This window comes from Bacillus sp. ILBB4, assembly GCF_035064545.1.
GTDB lineage: Bacteria > Bacillota > Bacilli > Bacillales > Bacillaceae_H > Priestia.
The window spans coordinates 609,867-626,354 of the sequence record NZ_JAIQVD010000004.1; the positions used below are offsets into that span (position 1 = coordinate 609,867).

General features: G+C 38.1%; 21 protein-coding genes and 1 riboswitch. Of the genes, 3 read left to right on the forward strand and 18 right to left on the reverse strand.

The window, feature by feature from the left end; translation table 11 throughout:
* Positions 1-22: 22 nt before the first annotated feature.
* Entirely contained in the window at positions 23-910 is an 888-nt protein-coding gene (locus tag LAV82_RS20235) for a 5'-3' exonuclease (RefSeq protein ID WP_057237118.1), read from the reverse strand.
* 243 nt (positions 911-1,153) lie between these two features.
* Here LAV82_RS20235 and LAV82_RS20240 point away from each other — a divergent pair, with 243 nt between their 5' ends.
* A complete protein-coding gene (locus tag LAV82_RS20240; protein ID WP_016763842.1) occupies positions 1,154-1,465 on the forward strand; it encodes a hypothetical protein in 312 nt (103 codons plus the stop codon).
* A gap of 50 nt (positions 1,466-1,515) precedes the next feature.
* Here the strand turns inward: LAV82_RS20240 and LAV82_RS20245 are convergent, their stop codons facing one another.
* Positions 1,516-2,316, reverse strand: a complete 801-nt coding sequence (locus tag LAV82_RS20245; RefSeq protein WP_499716795.1) for a GIY-YIG nuclease family protein — start codon at positions 2,314-2,316, stop codon at positions 1,516-1,518.
* Entirely contained in the window at positions 2,316-3,245 is a 930-nt protein-coding gene (gene panE / locus LAV82_RS20250; RefSeq protein ID WP_211079617.1) for a 2-dehydropantoate 2-reductase, read from the reverse strand. Before panE ends, LAV82_RS20245 begins: the two co-directional genes overlap by 1 nt.
* Before the next feature lie 252 nt (positions 3,246-3,497).
* On the opposite strand from panE, the gene LAV82_RS20255 reads away from it, so the two are divergent.
* A complete protein-coding gene (locus LAV82_RS20255; RefSeq protein ID WP_013056709.1) occupies positions 3,498-4,418 on the forward strand; it encodes a CobW family GTP-binding protein in 921 nt (306 codons plus the stop codon).
* 33 nt (positions 4,419-4,451) lie between these two features.
* Here the strand turns inward: LAV82_RS20255 and ykzB are convergent, their stop codons facing one another.
* Positions 4,452-4,610, reverse strand: a complete 159-nt coding sequence (gene ykzB, locus LAV82_RS20260; RefSeq protein WP_013056708.1) for a protein YkzB — start codon at positions 4,608-4,610, stop codon at positions 4,452-4,454.
* Positions 4,611-4,907: 297 nt separating this feature from the next.
* On the opposite strand from ykzB, the gene LAV82_RS20265 reads away from it, so the two are divergent.
* Positions 4,908-5,234 carry a MerR family transcriptional regulator gene (locus LAV82_RS20265; RefSeq protein ID WP_013082852.1) on the forward strand — a complete coding sequence of 109 codons (327 nt, stop codon included), beginning with the start codon at positions 4,908-4,910 and terminating at the stop codon, positions 5,232-5,234.
* A gap of 91 nt (positions 5,235-5,325) precedes the next feature.
* Here LAV82_RS20265 and rarD read toward each other — a convergent pair whose 3' ends face one another.
* The 14 genes from rarD to LAV82_RS20335 all read right to left on the reverse strand — a co-directional run bounded on the left by rarD (position 5,326) and on the right by LAV82_RS20335 (position 16,251).
* A complete protein-coding gene (rarD, locus tag LAV82_RS20270; protein ID WP_499716796.1) occupies positions 5,326-6,252 on the reverse strand; it encodes an EamA family transporter RarD in 927 nt (308 codons plus the stop codon).
* 136 nt (positions 6,253-6,388) lie between these two features.
* Entirely contained in the window at positions 6,389-6,958 is a 570-nt protein-coding gene (locus tag LAV82_RS20275; protein WP_013056705.1) for a cob(I)yrinic acid a,c-diamide adenosyltransferase, read from the reverse strand.
* Positions 6,958-7,380: a bifunctional adenosylcobinamide kinase/adenosylcobinamide-phosphate guanylyltransferase gene (locus LAV82_RS20280; RefSeq protein WP_029321350.1), complete on the reverse strand. Its 423-nt coding sequence runs from the start codon at positions 7,378-7,380 to the stop codon at positions 6,958-6,960. Before LAV82_RS20280 ends, LAV82_RS20275 begins: the two co-directional genes overlap by 1 nt.
* On the reverse strand, positions 7,332-7,946 hold the full coding sequence (locus LAV82_RS20285; protein WP_013056703.1) for a histidine phosphatase family protein: 615 nt from the start codon (positions 7,944-7,946) through the stop codon (positions 7,332-7,334). The genes LAV82_RS20280 and LAV82_RS20285 overlap by 49 nt, the downstream gene beginning before the upstream one ends.
* Complete coding sequence (gene cobS / locus LAV82_RS20290) at positions 7,904-8,677, reverse strand: adenosylcobinamide-GDP ribazoletransferase (RefSeq protein WP_013056702.1); 774 nt, start codon at positions 8,675-8,677, stop codon at positions 7,904-7,906. The genes LAV82_RS20285 and cobS overlap by 43 nt, the downstream gene beginning before the upstream one ends.
* Positions 8,674-9,234: a bifunctional adenosylcobinamide kinase/adenosylcobinamide-phosphate guanylyltransferase gene (locus tag LAV82_RS20295; RefSeq protein ID WP_029321347.1), complete on the reverse strand. Its 561-nt coding sequence runs from the start codon at positions 9,232-9,234 to the stop codon at positions 8,674-8,676. The genes cobS and LAV82_RS20295 overlap by 4 nt, the downstream gene beginning before the upstream one ends.
* The gene (gene cobD, locus LAV82_RS20300; RefSeq protein WP_013056700.1) at positions 9,231-10,310 is read right to left on the reverse strand and encodes a threonine-phosphate decarboxylase CobD; all 1,080 of its coding nucleotides are present in this window, start codon (positions 10,308-10,310) and stop codon (positions 9,231-9,233) included. The genes LAV82_RS20295 and cobD overlap by 4 nt, the downstream gene beginning before the upstream one ends.
* Positions 10,285-11,271 (reverse strand): adenosylcobinamide-phosphate synthase CbiB, encoded by a 987-nt coding sequence (cbiB, locus tag LAV82_RS20305; RefSeq protein WP_098278111.1) that lies wholly within the window; start codon positions 11,269-11,271, stop codon positions 10,285-10,287. The genes cobD and cbiB overlap by 26 nt, the downstream gene beginning before the upstream one ends.
* Positions 11,272-11,275: 4 nt before the next feature.
* Positions 11,276-11,992 (reverse strand): adenosylcobinamide amidohydrolase, encoded by a 717-nt coding sequence (locus LAV82_RS20310; RefSeq protein WP_491009143.1) that lies wholly within the window; start codon positions 11,990-11,992, stop codon positions 11,276-11,278.
* Complete coding sequence (locus LAV82_RS20315; RefSeq protein ID WP_013056697.1) at positions 11,973-12,932, reverse strand: ABC transporter substrate-binding protein; 960 nt, start codon at positions 12,930-12,932, stop codon at positions 11,973-11,975. Before LAV82_RS20315 ends, LAV82_RS20310 begins: the two co-directional genes overlap by 20 nt.
* 258 nt (positions 12,933-13,190) lie before the next feature.
* A riboswitch (cobalamin riboswitch) is annotated at positions 13,191-13,323 on the reverse strand.
* A 90-nt stretch (positions 13,324-13,413) separates the two neighbouring features.
* The gene (locus tag LAV82_RS20320; RefSeq protein WP_013056696.1) at positions 13,414-13,728 is read right to left on the reverse strand and encodes a thioredoxin family protein; all 315 of its coding nucleotides are present in this window, start codon (positions 13,726-13,728) and stop codon (positions 13,414-13,416) included.
* Between the two features lie 188 nt (positions 13,729-13,916).
* Positions 13,917-14,519 (reverse strand): YpjP family protein, encoded by a 603-nt coding sequence (locus tag LAV82_RS20325; RefSeq protein WP_025752035.1) that lies wholly within the window; start codon positions 14,517-14,519, stop codon positions 13,917-13,919.
* A gap of 383 nt (positions 14,520-14,902) precedes the next feature.
* Positions 14,903-15,679: a class I SAM-dependent methyltransferase gene (locus tag LAV82_RS20330; RefSeq protein WP_499716846.1), complete on the reverse strand. Its 777-nt coding sequence runs from the start codon at positions 15,677-15,679 to the stop codon at positions 14,903-14,905.
* 134 nt (positions 15,680-15,813) lie between these two features.
* On the reverse strand, positions 15,814-16,251 hold the full coding sequence (locus LAV82_RS20335) for a BrxA/BrxB family bacilliredoxin (protein WP_013056693.1): 438 nt from the start codon (positions 16,249-16,251) through the stop codon (positions 15,814-15,816).
* Positions 16,252-16,488: the final 237 nt, after the last annotated feature.

A 16,488-nucleotide genomic window follows, 5' to 3' on the forward strand; every position in this document is an offset into this window, starting at 1 on the left:
ATAAATTGTATTGTACTAAAAATCATGAGCGAATCCTAATGTTTAGTTCTAGACTTTGAATTTCTTTATTCCATCGTTCATAATCATACATAAATGTTAATTTTTCCCAAGTCAACATACTGATTTCTTGAATGTCTATAATAATCTCAGCGAGTTCACGACTAAGCATACCTAGTTCTTTTCCTTCGACCAGCTTTTTTTTGTAACGATTAAAAGCTGGATCTAATTGTTCAATTTGTGCATAAATTTCATGGATAGAGCCATATTGTTGAATAAGAGGCAGTGCGGCTTTTTCTCCTACACCAGGAACGCCCGGAATATTGTCAGATTTATCACCAAGCAATGCTTTTACGTCCACCCATTGACGAGGATGAATATTGTATTCTTCTTGAAAGTGCTTAAAGCCATAAACAAGATCGCCAACCTGCTTTTTGGCAATAATTTGCGAAATATGTGGATCTAGAAGCTGAAGCAAGTCTCGGTCATTGCTATAGATGTACCCTGGACTTTGCTTTTCCTTACTCCACTTGCTTGCAAGTGCTCCAATTAAATCATCTGCTTCATAAGAAGACAATGACATTTGATAAATGCCTACTGTGTCAAAAAATTGTTTTAACGTTTCGTACTGCTGAATCAGCGGCTCAGGCAGCTCTGCTCTTGTTTGCTTATATAGGGCGTATGTATCTTTACGTTTTGTATCCTCACGCTTAACATCCCAAGCGACAAAAATATGGCTTGGCTCATATTGGTGAATCAATGCATGCATTTTTTGAATCGTTACTCTCAGGGCATTTGTAAATTGGCCCTTACTGTTTCTTGTCAACGCTGCTTCATCTCTGCCATAAGAAGTAGCAAAATAACAGCGGCTTAATAAATTAAATCCATCAATTACTAATAGTGTTTCGTTCACATAGTCACGTCCTTTGAAAACTTTGCTCCTTTAGCTTTTAAAGCAAACATACTATAGCACTTGTTCTTTGCACGAGTCAATGAAGCGCACAAAGCTCAAAACACGCCCATTTTTTTCTCTCAATGTAAATGTAGTATAAAGATGTTAAATTGTTGTTATGATTTATTCGTTTGACTTTTAGAACTTTTGACTATCCTATAAAATGAGGATGAAAGATCAATCCTACAAATGAAGGTGAAAAAAGTGAATAAAAACACGATGATTAAAACATTAAAAGTTATATCTGTTGTGTCGCTTCTCGCTTTGTTATTTATCATTGCTTATGATCGTTCCATGTCTACATCCATGATTATTTTGTTCAGTTCACTCATTTTCTTTGTATTTGTACTTAGCGACTTTTTTTTCGATCGCAAGCCGTGGGGATTAAAAGGCCTTCAATTATATATATCACTGATGTTATTCATCATTGCCATTTTTGAAATGCATCAAGTTGTCAGTTCACTTTGCGTTATTTCCATTATGGCTCTACCAAAAGTTATTGACGAATTAGCTTAAGTGTGAATGATAAATGATAAAATCCATGATCACAATGATCATGGATTTTATTACGTTTTGAGTAATTTTTCAGAGATGCGAAGAGCTTCTGCTATGCCAAATTTACGCACTAAACTGATGGCTTCCTTTATTTCTCGTTTTTTCAAATCATGGGTCGGATTTAAATTTAACAACACTTGAATAACAACTAAATCCCGCATCGTAAACATCATATTCTTTTTCATATCTCGCTGAAATGTATACTGCTCTTTTAAGAGCCGGTCACTTATTGCTAACACTTTCGACTCCGGAAGATGTAGCTGCGCTCCTGCTTCTTGACAAGACCACAATTTTTTCACTCGATCTTCAGCATTCATATTTGCGACTCGTGCATATGTAATATCGCTGTTTTCTTGACGAATCTCTATCTCTTTTAACGTTGGCTTTAGCACCGTTTTTCGCTTGGAGACTTTTTTCTTATCAACTCCTGTATCCCTGAGGACTCTGCCGTGAACGGTGTAAATGTCGTATTCATTTTCTCTTTTTACATCTTGTTTATTGTATTTTGGAAAATAACCATTTACAAGCATCGTTCTCAGCATATCTAATTCTTTTTTTAATCCATGAACTTCAATATATCCAACAGCATAAATTTCTTTGTGGAATTTTTTTGTGTTGCTAACGCCTTTTCCTGCAACGTGAGCTCTTACTCTTTCTAATAGAGAGCCCGTCGTTGTTCCGATATACAAAAGCCTGCCGGGTTTATCAAAGAAAAAATAAATGCCGGGAGCGGAAGGCAATTGTCCTATTTCTGCTGTACTTAGCAGCTTCTGCAGTACCTGCATGACTGCTAAATCAATTTTCGCTGTCATTATTTTTGATAACCTTTTAACATTTCTTCATACACTTTTAGATGCGTATACACAGTTTGAAGAAGGGGTACGTGTATAGACGATTTTTCAGCTAATGTCAGCAAATATCCTTGAAGGTGGTCTCCTTCAATTTGAAAACTTTTTTCCATATCACGCTGCATCGATGACTTCATGCCATACGTCATTTTGTCCATCGTATTCATATGCTGTTCAATAATCCCTTCAGCTAATGGTGCATCGTATGCCATCATAATATTTTCAACTTCTTTAAAAAGCTCTTGTACGAATTGACGCCCTCCTTTTGCCGCTAGCACTGGACCAACAGGTGCGCGCATAAGAGTGGTCATGCCTGACATAACCGTAATAAATAAATACTTATGCCACATATCCTGTTCAATATATGAACTTTTTACAAACGAAGCTTTTGTACCACTGAACGCTTGCTCAATCAGTTGTAATCTTTCTGTTTCCTTCTGCTTAAATTCACCGAATACAAGTCTGTGAGCGGGACTCGTCTGGACGACATCTCCATCTTTGTTTAAAGTTGTTTCAATAAAACACAGTCCTCCAATGACTTTTTCTTCCCCAAAAGCTTCTTGTAAAGGAACGACGTGAGCCATACCGTTTAACAAAGGTACGACAACTGTCTGATTCCCTACAAAAGGACGCACATCCTCAATTGCTTGTTTAAGATGATAAGCCTTAGTTGTGAACAAAATAACATCATAAGGCTCTTTCATCTCAGATTTTGTAATAGCTTGTACAGGTGAAGTGAAGTCACCGTGTATGCTCTTGATAACAAGTCCATTTTGTTCCAGCTCTTTTTTTCTGCGTTCTCTAACAAGAAAAGTAACATCCTCTCCTTTTTCCACAAGCCTGCCTCCAAAATAACCTCCAACGCCGCCTGCGCCTAAAACTAATATTCGCATAACTTTTGCTCCCCTTTTTCTTTTTCTTTTATTGTAGCACAGCTAGTTTGAAATTTTATAATATTCTTATTTCATTGTATTTTGAGTTTTTTATAAAAGATAGCCATAGCGCTTTTAAAGTTGTTATAATGAATACAAAAAAGCATAAAAATTTACGCATAGATATTTATCCCCTCTTGGATATACTATTTACCAATCCGTAATCGGAAAAGTTTCGATTTAAACAATGTTATTTACATAGGAGAGACTGAAATGAAAACAGAAATCTACATTTTATCTGGATTTTTAGGCAGTGGAAAAACAACGTTACTTAAACAGCTGCTTCAGCAAGAAAAAGATCGTAATCGCAACATTGCTGTTGTGATGAATGAGCTTGGCCAAGTTTCGATTGACTCAAATGAAGTAGAAAAAGACACGCCGTTAAAAGAATTGCTAAACGGCTGCGTGTGCTGTACTATTCAAGGTCAATTTGAAACTCAGCTTCATTCACTTCTACAGGAGAACACATTGGATGCTATCTATATAGAAACAACCGGAGTTGCACATCCCATTGAAGTGTTGGATGCCTGTATGTCTCCTCTTTTTGCGCATCAAGTCACGATTAAAAGTATTATCACCACACTCGATGCAACAAGGTGGAAAGAACGTGGGTCCTTAAGCATTCAACTTCAAAAACTTCTTCAAGAACAAGTAAAACATGGGGATGTAATTTTATTAAATAAAACGGACATGCTGTCTGAGGCAGAAAAGTCTTCCCTGCTTTTTGAGGTTCAATCAATTAACGCTCGTGCAATAACATTATTAACGACATTTTCCCGCGTGAAGCTTGACGTGATTCAAAGAGCTCAGCTGTCTCAAAAACAGCCGCACCATAAGGCTCATGTTGAAGATCATCTTCATTTGAAAACATTTGTATATGAGTTTACAAAAAAAGTGGATCTTGAATTATTTGAAAATTGGCTGCGCCAAATGCCAGATACCATCTATCGTATTAAAGGCTATATGCGCTTTACTCATTCGGATGATACGTATTCGTTTCAATATTCATACGGCATGCCTCTATATATGAAAGAAATGATGAAGCTGCCCACCACTCTTGTCTTTATAGGGGAAAACCTCGACCACACTAAGATGAAACAAGAATTATTTAATCTTGAACAGCAGTCCAATTAAAAATCCCGCCTAGAGCGGGATTTTTTTTATTACTTATAAACAGGCATTTTGTACTCTGCGCAAAATTTCATATGCACGATTTCCAGCTAACTCTGTCAACTCTTCAAATTTTTCATCTCTTTTCAAATCAAGTTCAATAATTTCTTTTGCCAGCTCAATAATCTCTTCTTTTTTCAATTGTTGCACAGCCATTTAAAACGCCCTTCCCTTTTAGAATTTATGTATATTCTCACATTTATTTTCTATTCATCATTTTGAAAGCAAGTGGTTAACCACAAAGCTTTATCCTGTATGGTTAACCACTTGGGATCGAGTTAATCATTAGTTTATAGGACTCTTTTCCCTATTTCATTATTTATGTCACTTTTTCTCACATAGTAATTCAAAAATATAACATATATATGTTAGAATGTATTACATGTTATAAATTTTTGTATTTTTTTCCTTTATAATAATAACATACTACTACGTACTCAGGGGTGAGGGAGATTGTCTACGAATGAAGCGTCATATCGAGATAAAAAAGTCATGTCTATTGGGATTGTAAAAGAATTAACCGGTTTATCAGAAAGGCAAATTCGCTACTACGAGAAAAGAAGCCTGCTCTTTCCGGACCGAACCAATACGGGTATCCGGAAATATTCGTTTTCAGACGTCGAACGATTAATGGATATTGCCGATCGCATAGAAGAAGGAGTTCAAACGAGTGAAATACGCACAGAACTGGCCAAAAAAGATGAAGCGAGAAAAATGAAAGAAGTAAAAAACCAAATGCTTCAAGGTCAGTTGAACGCTCATTTCAAGCGGAAGCTATAAAGTATACATACGGTGACTTTCCCGTCTCCGTTTTTATTTCTTTACGGCAGACAAAAAAGCGCATATCTAAAGATATCCGCTTTTTTGTCCGTTAAGCTGAGCGCCCTTTAAAGAATTTCGGCTGATGAGAACTCATGAACTTAGTTTTAGATAAAATGAACATAACCGATCCGCCCCAAATGAACAAAAAGGCAATCATCTCTACGCTAGAAAACGGTTCATGATACACGAATACCCCTAATAAAAGCGTCATGGTAGGAGCAATGTACTGTAAAAAACCGACCATCGATAGCGGAATAAGCGGGGTCCCTTTAGCGAAATATAATAGTGGCATAGCTGTAGCAACACCGCCTCCAATTAAAAGAGCACTCAGATCAAGCGACTGAAGGGAAAAACTTGAAGATCCTTTCACTAAAAGAAAAATAAAATAAATAACTGCAATAGGTGCAACCATCATCGTTTCAATCGTTAATCCTACTTTTGCTTCTAATTGAATAGTCTTTTTTACAAGACCGTACAAACCAAAGCTAAACGCTAAGCTTAATGATACCCATGGGATATGCCCGTATGTAACTGTCATAACGATAACACCTATAGCAGCTAATCCAACAGAAGCACCCTGCCAAAAATTAAGCTTCTCTTTTAAAACGACTATACCAAGTAAAATACTAACGAGCGGGTTGATATAGTAACCTAAACTTGTTTCAATAATATGATTATGGTTAACCGCCCAAATGTAAACGAACCAGTTGATGCTGATCAGCACTGAAGCCACAAATAAAATGACCGCTTGTTTCGTATTACGAAATAATAAACCAAGCGTCTTCTTTAAAGCACTCATTTGCTTTGTCACAAGCAAAAGTAAAAGCATAAAAACAAATGACCATATGACACGGTGAGCGAGTATTTCATTCGCATTCACCTCGCCAAGAAGCTTCCAGTAAAGCGGAAAAAGCCCCCACATAACGTAAGCGCTGGCTGTATAAACAATACCTGCTCGTTTAGAATCTTGATTCATTTCTCAACCTCTTTTCTTTATCTCTCTGTCTCTTATCATTATAGATGCATTTACCTCTTTTTTATAGCTTTATTTTGCCTATCGAAATAGCTCATTAAAAAAAACGATCGCTTTTAGCTCGACCGTTTTTTATACCTTATTTTTTAGGCTGTTTAAATACTTTGGCACTGCGAATATATTCTACATCTTGTACATTTTCTCGCGCGTTAGCGATTCGAGCCGCAGCAAAGAAATAATCGGATAAACGATTTAAATACTGAAGCACCGCCGCATTAATTTTATACTCACGCTGCACGCCAACAACAAGCCGTTCTGCGCGGCGTGTAATCGTCCGGCAAATATGAAGCGTTGTCGCTGCAGGTGTGCCTCCAGGTAAAATAAAACGCTCAATGGCCGGCGCTTCTGACATATAGACATCAATGCGCTTTTCAAGTACTGATATCATGTCGTTTGTTACTTTGTACGGATGATCATCTTTTGCAAATGCTAAATCACTTCCACAGTCAAAAAGCTCATGTTGAATCGTAATTAGCTCTTCTTTTACATCTTTTAATGTTGTTTCATCCAGCTGATAAATCGCTTGACCTACAAAGCCATTTAGCTCATCAATCGTACCGTATGCTTCCACTCGAATATCATCTTTATTTACTCGTCCTCCAATTAAGCTTGTCTGCCCTTTGTCCCCTGTTTTTGTGTAAATGTTCATTATATTTCCTCCTTCAATCGATTAGCAATTCCGTACCAAATGTGATCTACTTTCCGGGCATATGCCGCTAAATGCTGATACGCATACCCGCATTCATCTCTCCACTGCCGCTCTGTTGGATCTAAAGGAACAATCCCTTTGCCGACTTCAGTTCCAATCACTATTAACTTTTCCCATACACCGCTGTCTCTCCACTTCTGTATTAACTTTTTAACAACAAGGTGCGGAGACTCCAGCTCGCTATGTATTAATTCCTTAACATAGTGCTCAAATCCTTCTAGCACTATGTAACTTTCTTCGAACTCAAGCGCTGGTAAAACAGGGTCTTCATACAAACAATGCCATTTTACCGACTCACTGGCATAATGCTGCTTCACCCATTTTCTTTTGCCGGTAAATGCACCGCCGAATACGAAATGCATGCTCTTCTCTCCTTTGCCTGTTTGTATGTACACGCTACTGAAAAACCTTCTCCATAAGAAAAAGAAACATCCCAAAGCGACGCTGTCTGTTTAAAGTGGGATGCAAGTAAACGCAGCGGTCCGCCGTGTGAAACAATAGCAATGTGACGCAATTGCTGACTGGCCGCCAAATCGACCGCTTCTTCCCACGCTGCCCAAATTCGGTTTGAAAAGCTTGAGAAGCTTTCACCATTCGGAGGCGTATGTTCTGTCCAGTGATCAATCCAATTTCTATACGCCCGTATGTTTTTTAAATCTTCATACGTCTTCTCTTCCCAATCTCCAAAATGCAGCTCACGCCAATTTTTACTTTTAACCACCTGAGATTTTGGAAAAACAACTGCACTTGTTTCTAGCGCTCTTTTTAAGTCACTGGAAATAACGAGCTGAGGTTCTAGAAAAAGCTCTTTCAATTCATTTTTCCCTTCTATACTTAAAGGCGGATCACTCCACCCTATATATTTTTTCTGTTGATTTTCAAGCGTCATGCCGTGACGAATACATGTGATAACCAAAGAATTATCCATAAAAGCGTTTCTCCTCCTTCAATGGTTGCCCCTATAACATCTCCTGTTACGCCACCAAACTGCGAACGATAAAATCGTATCCAGAGCCATAGAAAACCGGCAAAGAAAAGAATAATGAATTTATTGTCCATAAAAATAACGAAAATAGCAACTAAGAATAGGCTCATGATGATAAATCCGTAAATAGACCGTTTGGTGACTCCTTTTTGAAAATATGCAGCCAGACCCGTCTCTTTAGCGGGCTTATCTCTCAACAACAAAAAGGCTGCTCCAATTCTTGGAAGCGTAAAGACAATTAAGCATGCCCAAATTGATAAAGAAGAAAGAGACACTAATTCATAGATCGCACTAAAACGCAGCAGCAGCAGAACCATAAGAGAAAGAATAGCAAAAGACCCAACGTGCGGATCACTTAAAATCTGCAGTTTTTTTTCCTTTGACTGATGAGAAAAATACGCATCGCTTACGTCCATCCAGCCGTCTAAATGAAGGCCACCCGTTAAAACAAGCGGTAAAAGCAAAACTAAAATACTATCAACAATCGTAGTGATAGGTGAAGATTGAAGCAGCTGTAAAAAGCTATAAAACATCAAGCCTAGTAACATACCAATCCAAGGCAGCACAAAAAGTGAGCGTGCCGTTCTTTTTTCAGTCCATTGAACGGTTTTAGCCAGTGGTAAGATCGTAAAAAACTGGAGAGAAATTCGTAGTATAGCTATCCATTCTTTCATATATCTACACATTCCTTTCCTTTTTTAAAACGATAAATTCCCGCTTCTACACAAATAGCCACATCTGCTTTTTCTACAATATACTGATGTAATTTCCCTAACATCTTCATATAGCTATATGTGGGCTCTTCTAATACGCCCGCTTCAAACAGTTCATTAGATACTAGCACAACCGTCTGAGACTGCGCAAACAGCTTATCGAGCGTTTCTATCATATGAAGAAAAACCGCTTGTTTCCCTTCTTTTGTTTGCCACCTTCTTTCTGTTAAAAAAAGCTCATTGGCAAGCCAATTCGTGACACAATCCAAAAGTATAGCATCATCACTTTGAAGATTTGGCAAAATTTGTTGTAAATTTACAGACTGTTCGATCGTTACCCAAGGCGTGTTCGCTGCTTGACGTTCTTTTTGATGAAGCTGGATGCGTTTTTGCATTTCCTTATCTGTTTGCCTGCTTGTGGCAATATAAACAGCGCGCTTTGTACAAAAAGTTTGAACCATATTCTCCGCTCCACGTGATTTTCCGCTTCGAACGCCTCCGCTAATAAAGATGATCATATTTCATCGAGTCCTTGTTTGATTACTTTAAGTAAATAGTCATTTTCTTCTTTCGTTTTCACGGCCAAACGGATATAGCGTCCATTTAAAAATGGAAAGTTTTCAGTATGACGAGCTACCACTCCATGGCTTGCTAAATAGACAAGCCATTCGCGCGTTTTAATAGAAGACGGAACGCTGCAAAGATAATAGTTTGTTTGAGAAGGAGAAACCAAAAGCCCCCATTCCTTTAGTTGACTCAAGATCCGTTCCCGTTCTTGTTTAATATAATGTACGGTTTTTTTCACAAAATCTTTTTCATCCACACATATCATTCCTACTTGCTGCGACAATCCATTTACACTCCAAGGAGGCTGCTTTTTAGACATCTTGCTAATGATTTTTTCATTTGCCAAAATATAGCCAAGACGAAGCCCGGCAATATTAAACATCTTTGTCATGGAACGCACCACAATGATATGCTCATAATCCAGAATAAGAGAATCAAATGAAGGCTGATGTTCGACAAAATCAATGAATGCCTCATCAATTATTAAGTATGTACCATGATGAGCAGCAGCTTTTACTACTTTCATCCATTCCTCATGACTATACATAACACCCGTTGGATTATTTGGATGGCAAATCCACAGTACTTTTATGTCCGGAAGAATACTCATAATCAACTCTATATCCCAGCTCCAGCCATTTTCTTCAGCTAAAGGAACGTATGTCACTTCACATCCATAAGCTTTACTTGCCTGTTCATATTCAACGAAGGTCGGCTGTACAATCCCTGCTTTCTCTCCTGAAAATAACGAAGCAATAAGGAAAAACGCTTCAGCGGCGCCATTTGTAGGTAGCACTTGAGCAGCTGAAACATGATGATGAGCTGCAAGTTTATTTTTCAGCTCTGTTACTTGAGGATCAGGATAACTAAACGCTGCATCCTTGAATTCGTTCCACTTTTCGTGAAGCACAAGGGGAGCCCCTAAAGGATTTGTATTCACGCTAAAGTCTTTTATATGCGATAAATTCTCGGCCCCTATTGCTTTTAAAAAGACATTAGGATTAGCTCCATGTGTAGGTAATAGCACTAATAACTCCTCCTAACAAAAGATATAATAACCACGTAGCATAGACCGTCCTTTTCATAATGAAAACAGCTTGTTCAATATGACCGGCTTGCAGGGGAATGAGTGGTTCACCCATTTTTGCACGATTAGATTCTATGCCTTTATATGTATTAAGCCCGCCGAGTTGAATACCTAAAAGAGCAGCCACTGCGCTTTCCCCGTATCCGCTATTTGGGCTTGGATGCTTCTTAGCATCACGCTTAATCAAACTCGTTACATGCCCCAGAGAATACTGGCTTTTTACTACATTAACAGCCGTCATCACTACTGCAGTTAGCCGACTTGGAATATAGTTTAATACGTCATCGGTTTTTGCACTAAAGTAGCCGAACAGAAAGTAGCGGTCATTTTTGTACCCAACCATCGAATCACATGTGTTAATAGCTCGGTAAAAAAAGGCTAGGGCTCCTCCTCCTATAAATGCATAAAAAAGCGGAGCTGTAATACCATCACTTGTATTTTCAGCCACGGTCTCTACCGTCGCTCTGGCAATTTCTCCTTCTGACAAACGATCTGTATCTCGTCCCACAATCATACTTACTTCATATCTAGCTTTCTCCATATCTCCTAGCTGAAGCGGCTTTTGTACCTTATAAGCAGCTTCGCTTAAAGAACGAGTGGATATAGTAGTCGCAATCATTACGCCCTCTACTAAAACACCTGCTATAAAATCAACTCCGTACAAAGCATGGAGGAACAAAAAGGGAACAACTCCTGCTAGCACAGCCATACTTATCACAAGAAGCAATCCTTTGAATCGTTTTCCTACACCTTTATTTAATCTGGAATCCATCCAATAAATCCACTTGCCAAACCAGCGAACGGGATGCGGCCAATTTTCGGGGTCGCCTATGATTCGGTCAATTAGTAAAGCAATCGTCATGGCCGTCATGTGTGCAATTATCGCTTGTGTAATACTCATTTTTTCACCTCTTTCCCTTAAGTCCCTGCTCTAAGCTTATTTTCACCAGCTTGGCTACCGCTTGACCTAAAGCGGTCATAGAGCCTGCATATTCATATAATGGTCCTTGCTGAGACGCTGCAACTGAGATGCTGTCCGTAGATGTTCCCGTAGCAATCGTCTTTGTAGCTGGATCTATGACCCCCAGCTGTGACAGCGTTTTTGTTTTAGCTTCTGTGGCCGCAATAAAAAGCTGTAAAAACGCAGCATCCGTAAGCGTACCTTCCACGAAAAAAAACATATTAATTGTACCGGGAGAGGAATAGAACGGGACAGCTTCGTCAGCTGTAATATCTACTGCGTTTCCTACTCCAGCCGTTATCACGGAAGCTACTCTTACTCCGTAGCCTTCATAACAGTAAACCGCTCTTTCTTTTAACCAAACGGCTGTCATCAACCCTACGATTTGCTCATGGCGTACATTTTCTTTCATCAAATATTGCTCATACTCCATAGAAGGAGTATCTGAATAATAGTCTTTGTGAACAAATCGATTGTAAAAGGTATCCGTTTCCGTAATGCCTGTTCCTAAAACCCCTGAGCTGTATGTTTTATAAGAAGTCTCGGTTTTCATGATTAAAAGCTCAGGCCGTTCTTCAATTTTAAGATGTGAAAAGGGACCAATCCCCTTTTCGATTCGAACTGGAATATGGTCCCTCTTCTTATTTATTGTACACCTCAGGGTATACTGCTTTTGCTAAGTCCTCTAAGCCATCTACAATACGAGGTCCTAAGCGGTTGATTTTGTTTTGATCAACCTTCTCGATGTTACCCTCTTTTACAGCAGTCATGCTGCTCCAAGCGGGACGCTTCATAATCTCATTTTTGTCTGCATCATACGTTGCGATAATAACGTCAGGGTTTAACTTAACAACTTGCTCTTCAGAAAACTTAACCCAACCCTTTTCACTACCCGCTACGTTATCAGCACCGATCATAGTAAGCATTTCGTTCATGAACGTACCTTTTCCTGTTGTATAAATCTCAGGAGCTCCTGATACCTCTATCCATACTTTTTTACGATCTTCTTTTGAAATCGTTTTTGCTTTTTTCTCAATTGAAGCTACTTTTTCTTTCATGTCTTTAATTGTTTGATTAGCTTCTTTTGTTTTACCTGTTAATTTACCGATTTGCGTAATAGAATCATAAACCGTATCAAACGTTGTTGAATCTTTTACAACAAATACCGGAATACCCGCACTTTCAATTTGTTTAAATACTTCATCCGAAACTCCCATACTTGAAGCGTGTGCCAGCACTAAATCAGGATTTAAAGCAATAACTTTTTCTGCATTAACGTTCATATCTCCTACCTGCGCTTTTTTCTTTACGCTTTTAGGATAATCATCGTTGCTTGTAACACCGACTAATTCTTTTTCAAGGCCAAGGGCATATACAATCTCCGTATTACTTGGCATTAATGAAACAATTTTCTTAGGCTGTTTTTTCAACGTAATTTCTTTATCACGCGCGTCTTTTACCTTCACTGGAAATGCAGCTTGTGACGTTTGTGCCGTATCTTGCTTCGTTTTTTTATCACTGTTGCTTTGGCTGCCTGCACCGCATGCAGCAAGTACGATGACTAACAGTGCAATAATGGAATACGAAAGCCATTTTTTCATCTAAATACTCCCCCTATATATTGTTCATTGTGAATACGAAACCTCCACGTTAAAGAAAAAGCAAATGATCATGCAAAAAGCAGCGCTATCCCGTTTTTCCGCTTTGACTATGTATACTGCTCGCCGGCAGCTTCAAAATAAAAAAGCTTTACTTTCAATTGAAAGCAAAGCAGGTAACGTCAAGATAAGCAGGAAAAGAATCCGTTCACTATACTTGATATGTATGTTCATTACCCTGCTTCACCCTTCCTCGAAGGTTTCACAGCTAACAATAAGGCAGGTCTCCTGACTTACGCACAAAGCGCTTACAGTGGCGGGACCGCGCTGGTTTTTCACCAGACTTCCCTTTTCACTCAATCTTTAAATTGAGACCTTATTGCTTTACGATTATTCACTTGTCCTAGTATACCCCACTCATGGAAAAATGGAAATAGCCATTCTCACAAAAAAAGCTGCGAGAATGCTCTCGCAGCTTAAGGAATTAAAGAGTTGCTAAAAATTCACGGACCGCTTCAGGCGTTTTAGCATTTGCACTGTGCAAGTGTGCAATTTTTTCACCGTTTTTATATACAAGAAGAGAAGGAATACCCATTACATTGTTTTCAGCAGAAAGTTCTTCAAACTCATCCTTGTCAATTTTAAACCATGCTTTATCTGTATTTTCGTCAACGATTTCATCAATGAACATATCCAAACGTTTGCAATCAGGACACCACGTTGTCGTAAAAATCCCAACGCTTAGTGTTTCGTTCTTAATTTGTTCGCGAAATTGTTTTTCTTCCGTAAATTGTTTCATTGTGTTACCTCCAGCATCTATTCGTTCCTTCTCACTATTCTATGGTAAGAAGTCTGACTTCATTATAAACGATTTTTTTATCGTTGTGCTAATGTTTCAGCTTATTTAGACCATAACGGTTTTAGACGTAAAAAAATGCTAGCTTAAAAAAGCTAACATTTCGAAATCGTAGAATGTTGTGTCTATTATCAGCTAAACCATTTAGGCGGCATGTTTCGGTTCCAATAAATTTTCCCTAAATCATAATGCTTTTGAAAATTATCTGCAGCCGCATGATAGTGAAAATTAAACCAGTATCCATCTTTTGGAGGATTTTCACGCCGTACGTGAAACCGTATTAAGTCCTGACCGGTCTCCCGGTCATATACATGGAAAATCTTTTCACCGTAGCCAGCAGCAGGATGCTCGCTTATCTCGAGATTCTGAATTGACTGTTCACGTTCAGTGCCAATGTCGGTCAGCACTTCTTCAATTTTAGGTAACACTGCTTGACGAAATTCATCTTCAATGACAGGCCCAATTTTTGTTCCGAATTTTTCCACTGACTGTTTTTCAGCTGATTCCATTGCATAAGTAACAAATGATGAAACGTCTTCATATTTTGGTTCTTCATATGGCAAATGAATATCTTCTATAACAGCTGTGACAGGAGTTGTTTCTCTTACATACCCTGCTTTATGTTGCTTGTCCGCTTTTGCATCATCAACGTATAAATATTCTGGTGGAGTGACAAGCCCAAATGTAAATACTGTAATAAATACAACTAGCATTCTTTTTATCCATCTAGGCATTCGTATCTTTCCTTTCTCATCTTTTCCCATATGGTCTTTTCATATCGTAAAATTCATTGTTATAACTCACTAGGTATTGTAACATACTTATTAATTTTTTACCTATATTTGCTTATTCATTTATGCTGCCTACGGGCATTCGAAGACTTTTTAGTTAGCACCTTCCTTCTTCTGTTTGAGGTTGTCACACCGAGCGGAAATCTATACAAGATATTCCTTTTTTGCTGGATGCTTAAACACAAAAGTATTTTTATGTTCAAAAATATATCATACTTTTATGAACTTTAGATGAAATTCATAAAAAAAACTTCCAAAACTTTTTAATTCCTAAAAGGTTTTGGAAGTCTTTTCAATGATCGGAACTCATTTTACTTTTTTGTTTATTATTGTATATCAATTGTCCCGTAATGAAATTTTGATGTTTTTCGTTTTTGTACGGTAAATCCATGTTCTTCAAAACGACTGCTTTTCCAATGATCTTTTAGCACGATCTTTTGTTTGGCTACTCTTTTTGCTTCTTGTATAGCTATTGGCGTCAGCGTAGTATACAGTGCTATTGCTTTAATACCGTTAATTCCATTCGATTCATCAATTTGCTCTTGAAACATAGGATCAAAGTAGACAACATCAAAAGAATTATCTTCACAACACGCCAAAAACGATTCAAAATTTTGATGAACCACGTTTATACGCTTCATTGCATCGTTCAACTCTTGTACGTCACTTTCCCAATTTAAAAGTCCTTGTTTGACTAAATAAGCTACATAGCGGTTGCCTTCTAGTCCGACAACTTTCCCGCTTTTCCCTACCGCTGCGCTCGCCATCATACTATCCGATGCAAGACCAAGTGTACAGTCAAGCACGCTCATTCCTTTTTCTAAACCAGCAGCTTCAATAAACGCATCACGTTCTCCGCGCAGCCATCTCTTCACTCTAAACATAGCGGAATTTGGATGAAAAAAAATAGGTTCCTCTTCATTTTGAACGTGCAACTCTACTCTATTCTTACCGACAACCAGCACGTCTGCAGCTTGAAGATTCTGAAGATCTGCAACGGATTTCTTCTCTCTTACTACAAAAGGTATACTTAAATCAGCGGCTACTTGTTTGGCTTTTACAATCATCTGTTCATTTGTTCGACCAGCAGTCGTAACAATCACTTTCATAACTCCCCCTACACTGTTTGGCTATTTACATAAAGAAAAAGGATGCCGATAGACATCCTTTTTCTTATAAAGTATATGCGATTTTTCTCTAAAAATCTATATACTAGATGTGACAAAAGCAGGACATTTTATGAACAGTGCTGCTTAAAGCCATTTAAAATGTTTTCAAAAATAACTTCTAACGGCTGACCTTCAATTTCATGTCGAGGAATAAAATGAACGACTTCTTTTCCTTTTAAAAGCGCCATAGACGGTGATGAAGGCTCAATGTCCCCAAAATATTCACGCATTTTAGCTGTTGCTTCCTTATCTTGACCGGCAAAAACAGTTACCACTTGATCTGGTTTTTGCTCAGACTGTAAGTACGCTTGCGTTGCTGCAGGACGTGCTAAACCAGCAGCGCATCCACAAACTGAATTAACGACAACAAAAGTTGTTCCTTCTACGTTTTCCATAAAATCAACTACGGCTTCCTCTGTTGTTAATTCTTCATAACCAGCTTGAGTTAATTCTTGACGCATTGGTTTAACTAACTGACGCATATATTCTTCATATGCCATTGACATATTAACATTCCTCCTAACAATCATTCACGCTAAAAGCATACTATAAAAACCAGGAAAAATCTAGCTACTCACTCTTCAAATCCTTATCGTTGTCCCATTCTCATTTTTCATTTGACAAAAAAGATTAAAACCGGGTCATATCATCTAATTTTTTTCCATAAAAATGTCGATTTTTACTATTAATATTCCATTTTTTGTACTATAGTAGTAAATAGTAGTTTAGTAGAAAGGATTTTC

Coding starts and splice junctions, on each gene's coding strand:
- LAV82_RS20245 (WP_499716795.1), bottom strand. CDS start 2,316: ATGACAGCGAAAATTGATTTAGCAGTCATGCAGGTACTGCAGAAGCTG.
- panE (WP_211079617.1), bottom strand. CDS start 3,245: ATGCGAATATTAGTTTTAGGCGCAGGCGGCGTTGGAGGTTATTTTGGA.
- LAV82_RS20255 (WP_013056709.1), top strand. CDS start 3,498: ATGAAAACAGAAATCTACATTTTATCTGGATTTTTAGGCAGTGGAAAA.
- ykzB (WP_013056708.1), bottom strand. CDS start 4,610: ATGGCTGTGCAACAATTGAAAAAAGAAGAGATTATTGAGCTGGCAAAA.
- rarD (WP_499716796.1), bottom strand. CDS start 6,252: ATGAATCAAGATTCTAAACGAGCAGGTATTGTTTATACAGCCAGCGCT.
- LAV82_RS20275 (WP_013056705.1), bottom strand. CDS start 6,958: ATGAACATTTACACAAAAACAGGGGACAAAGGGCAGACAAGCTTAATT.
- LAV82_RS20280 (WP_029321350.1), bottom strand. CDS start 7,380: ATGCATTTCGTATTCGGCGGTGCATTTACCGGCAAAAGAAAATGGGTG.
- LAV82_RS20285 (WP_013056703.1), bottom strand. CDS start 7,946: ATGGATAATTCTTTGGTTATCACATGTATTCGTCACGGCATGACGCTT.
- cobS (WP_013056702.1), bottom strand. CDS start 8,677: ATGAAAGAATGGATAGCTATACTACGAATTTCTCTCCAGTTTTTTACG.
- LAV82_RS20295 (WP_029321347.1), bottom strand. CDS start 9,234: ATGATCATCTTTATTAGCGGAGGCGTTCGAAGCGGAAAATCACGTGGA.
- cbiB (WP_098278111.1), bottom strand. CDS start 11,271: ATGAGTATTACACAAGCGATAATTGCACACATGACGGCCATGACGATT.
- LAV82_RS20315 (WP_013056697.1), bottom strand. CDS start 12,932: ATGAAAAAATGGCTTTCGTATTCCATTATTGCACTGTTAGTCATCGTA.
- LAV82_RS20320 (WP_013056696.1), bottom strand. CDS start 13,728: ATGAAACAATTTACGGAAGAAAAACAATTTCGCGAACAAATTAAGAAC.
- LAV82_RS20325 (WP_025752035.1), bottom strand. CDS start 14,519: ATGCCTAGATGGATAAAAAGAATGCTAGTTGTATTTATTACAGTATTT.
- LAV82_RS20335 (WP_013056693.1), bottom strand. CDS start 16,251: ATGTCAATGGCATATGAAGAATATATGCGTCAGTTAGTTAAACCAATG.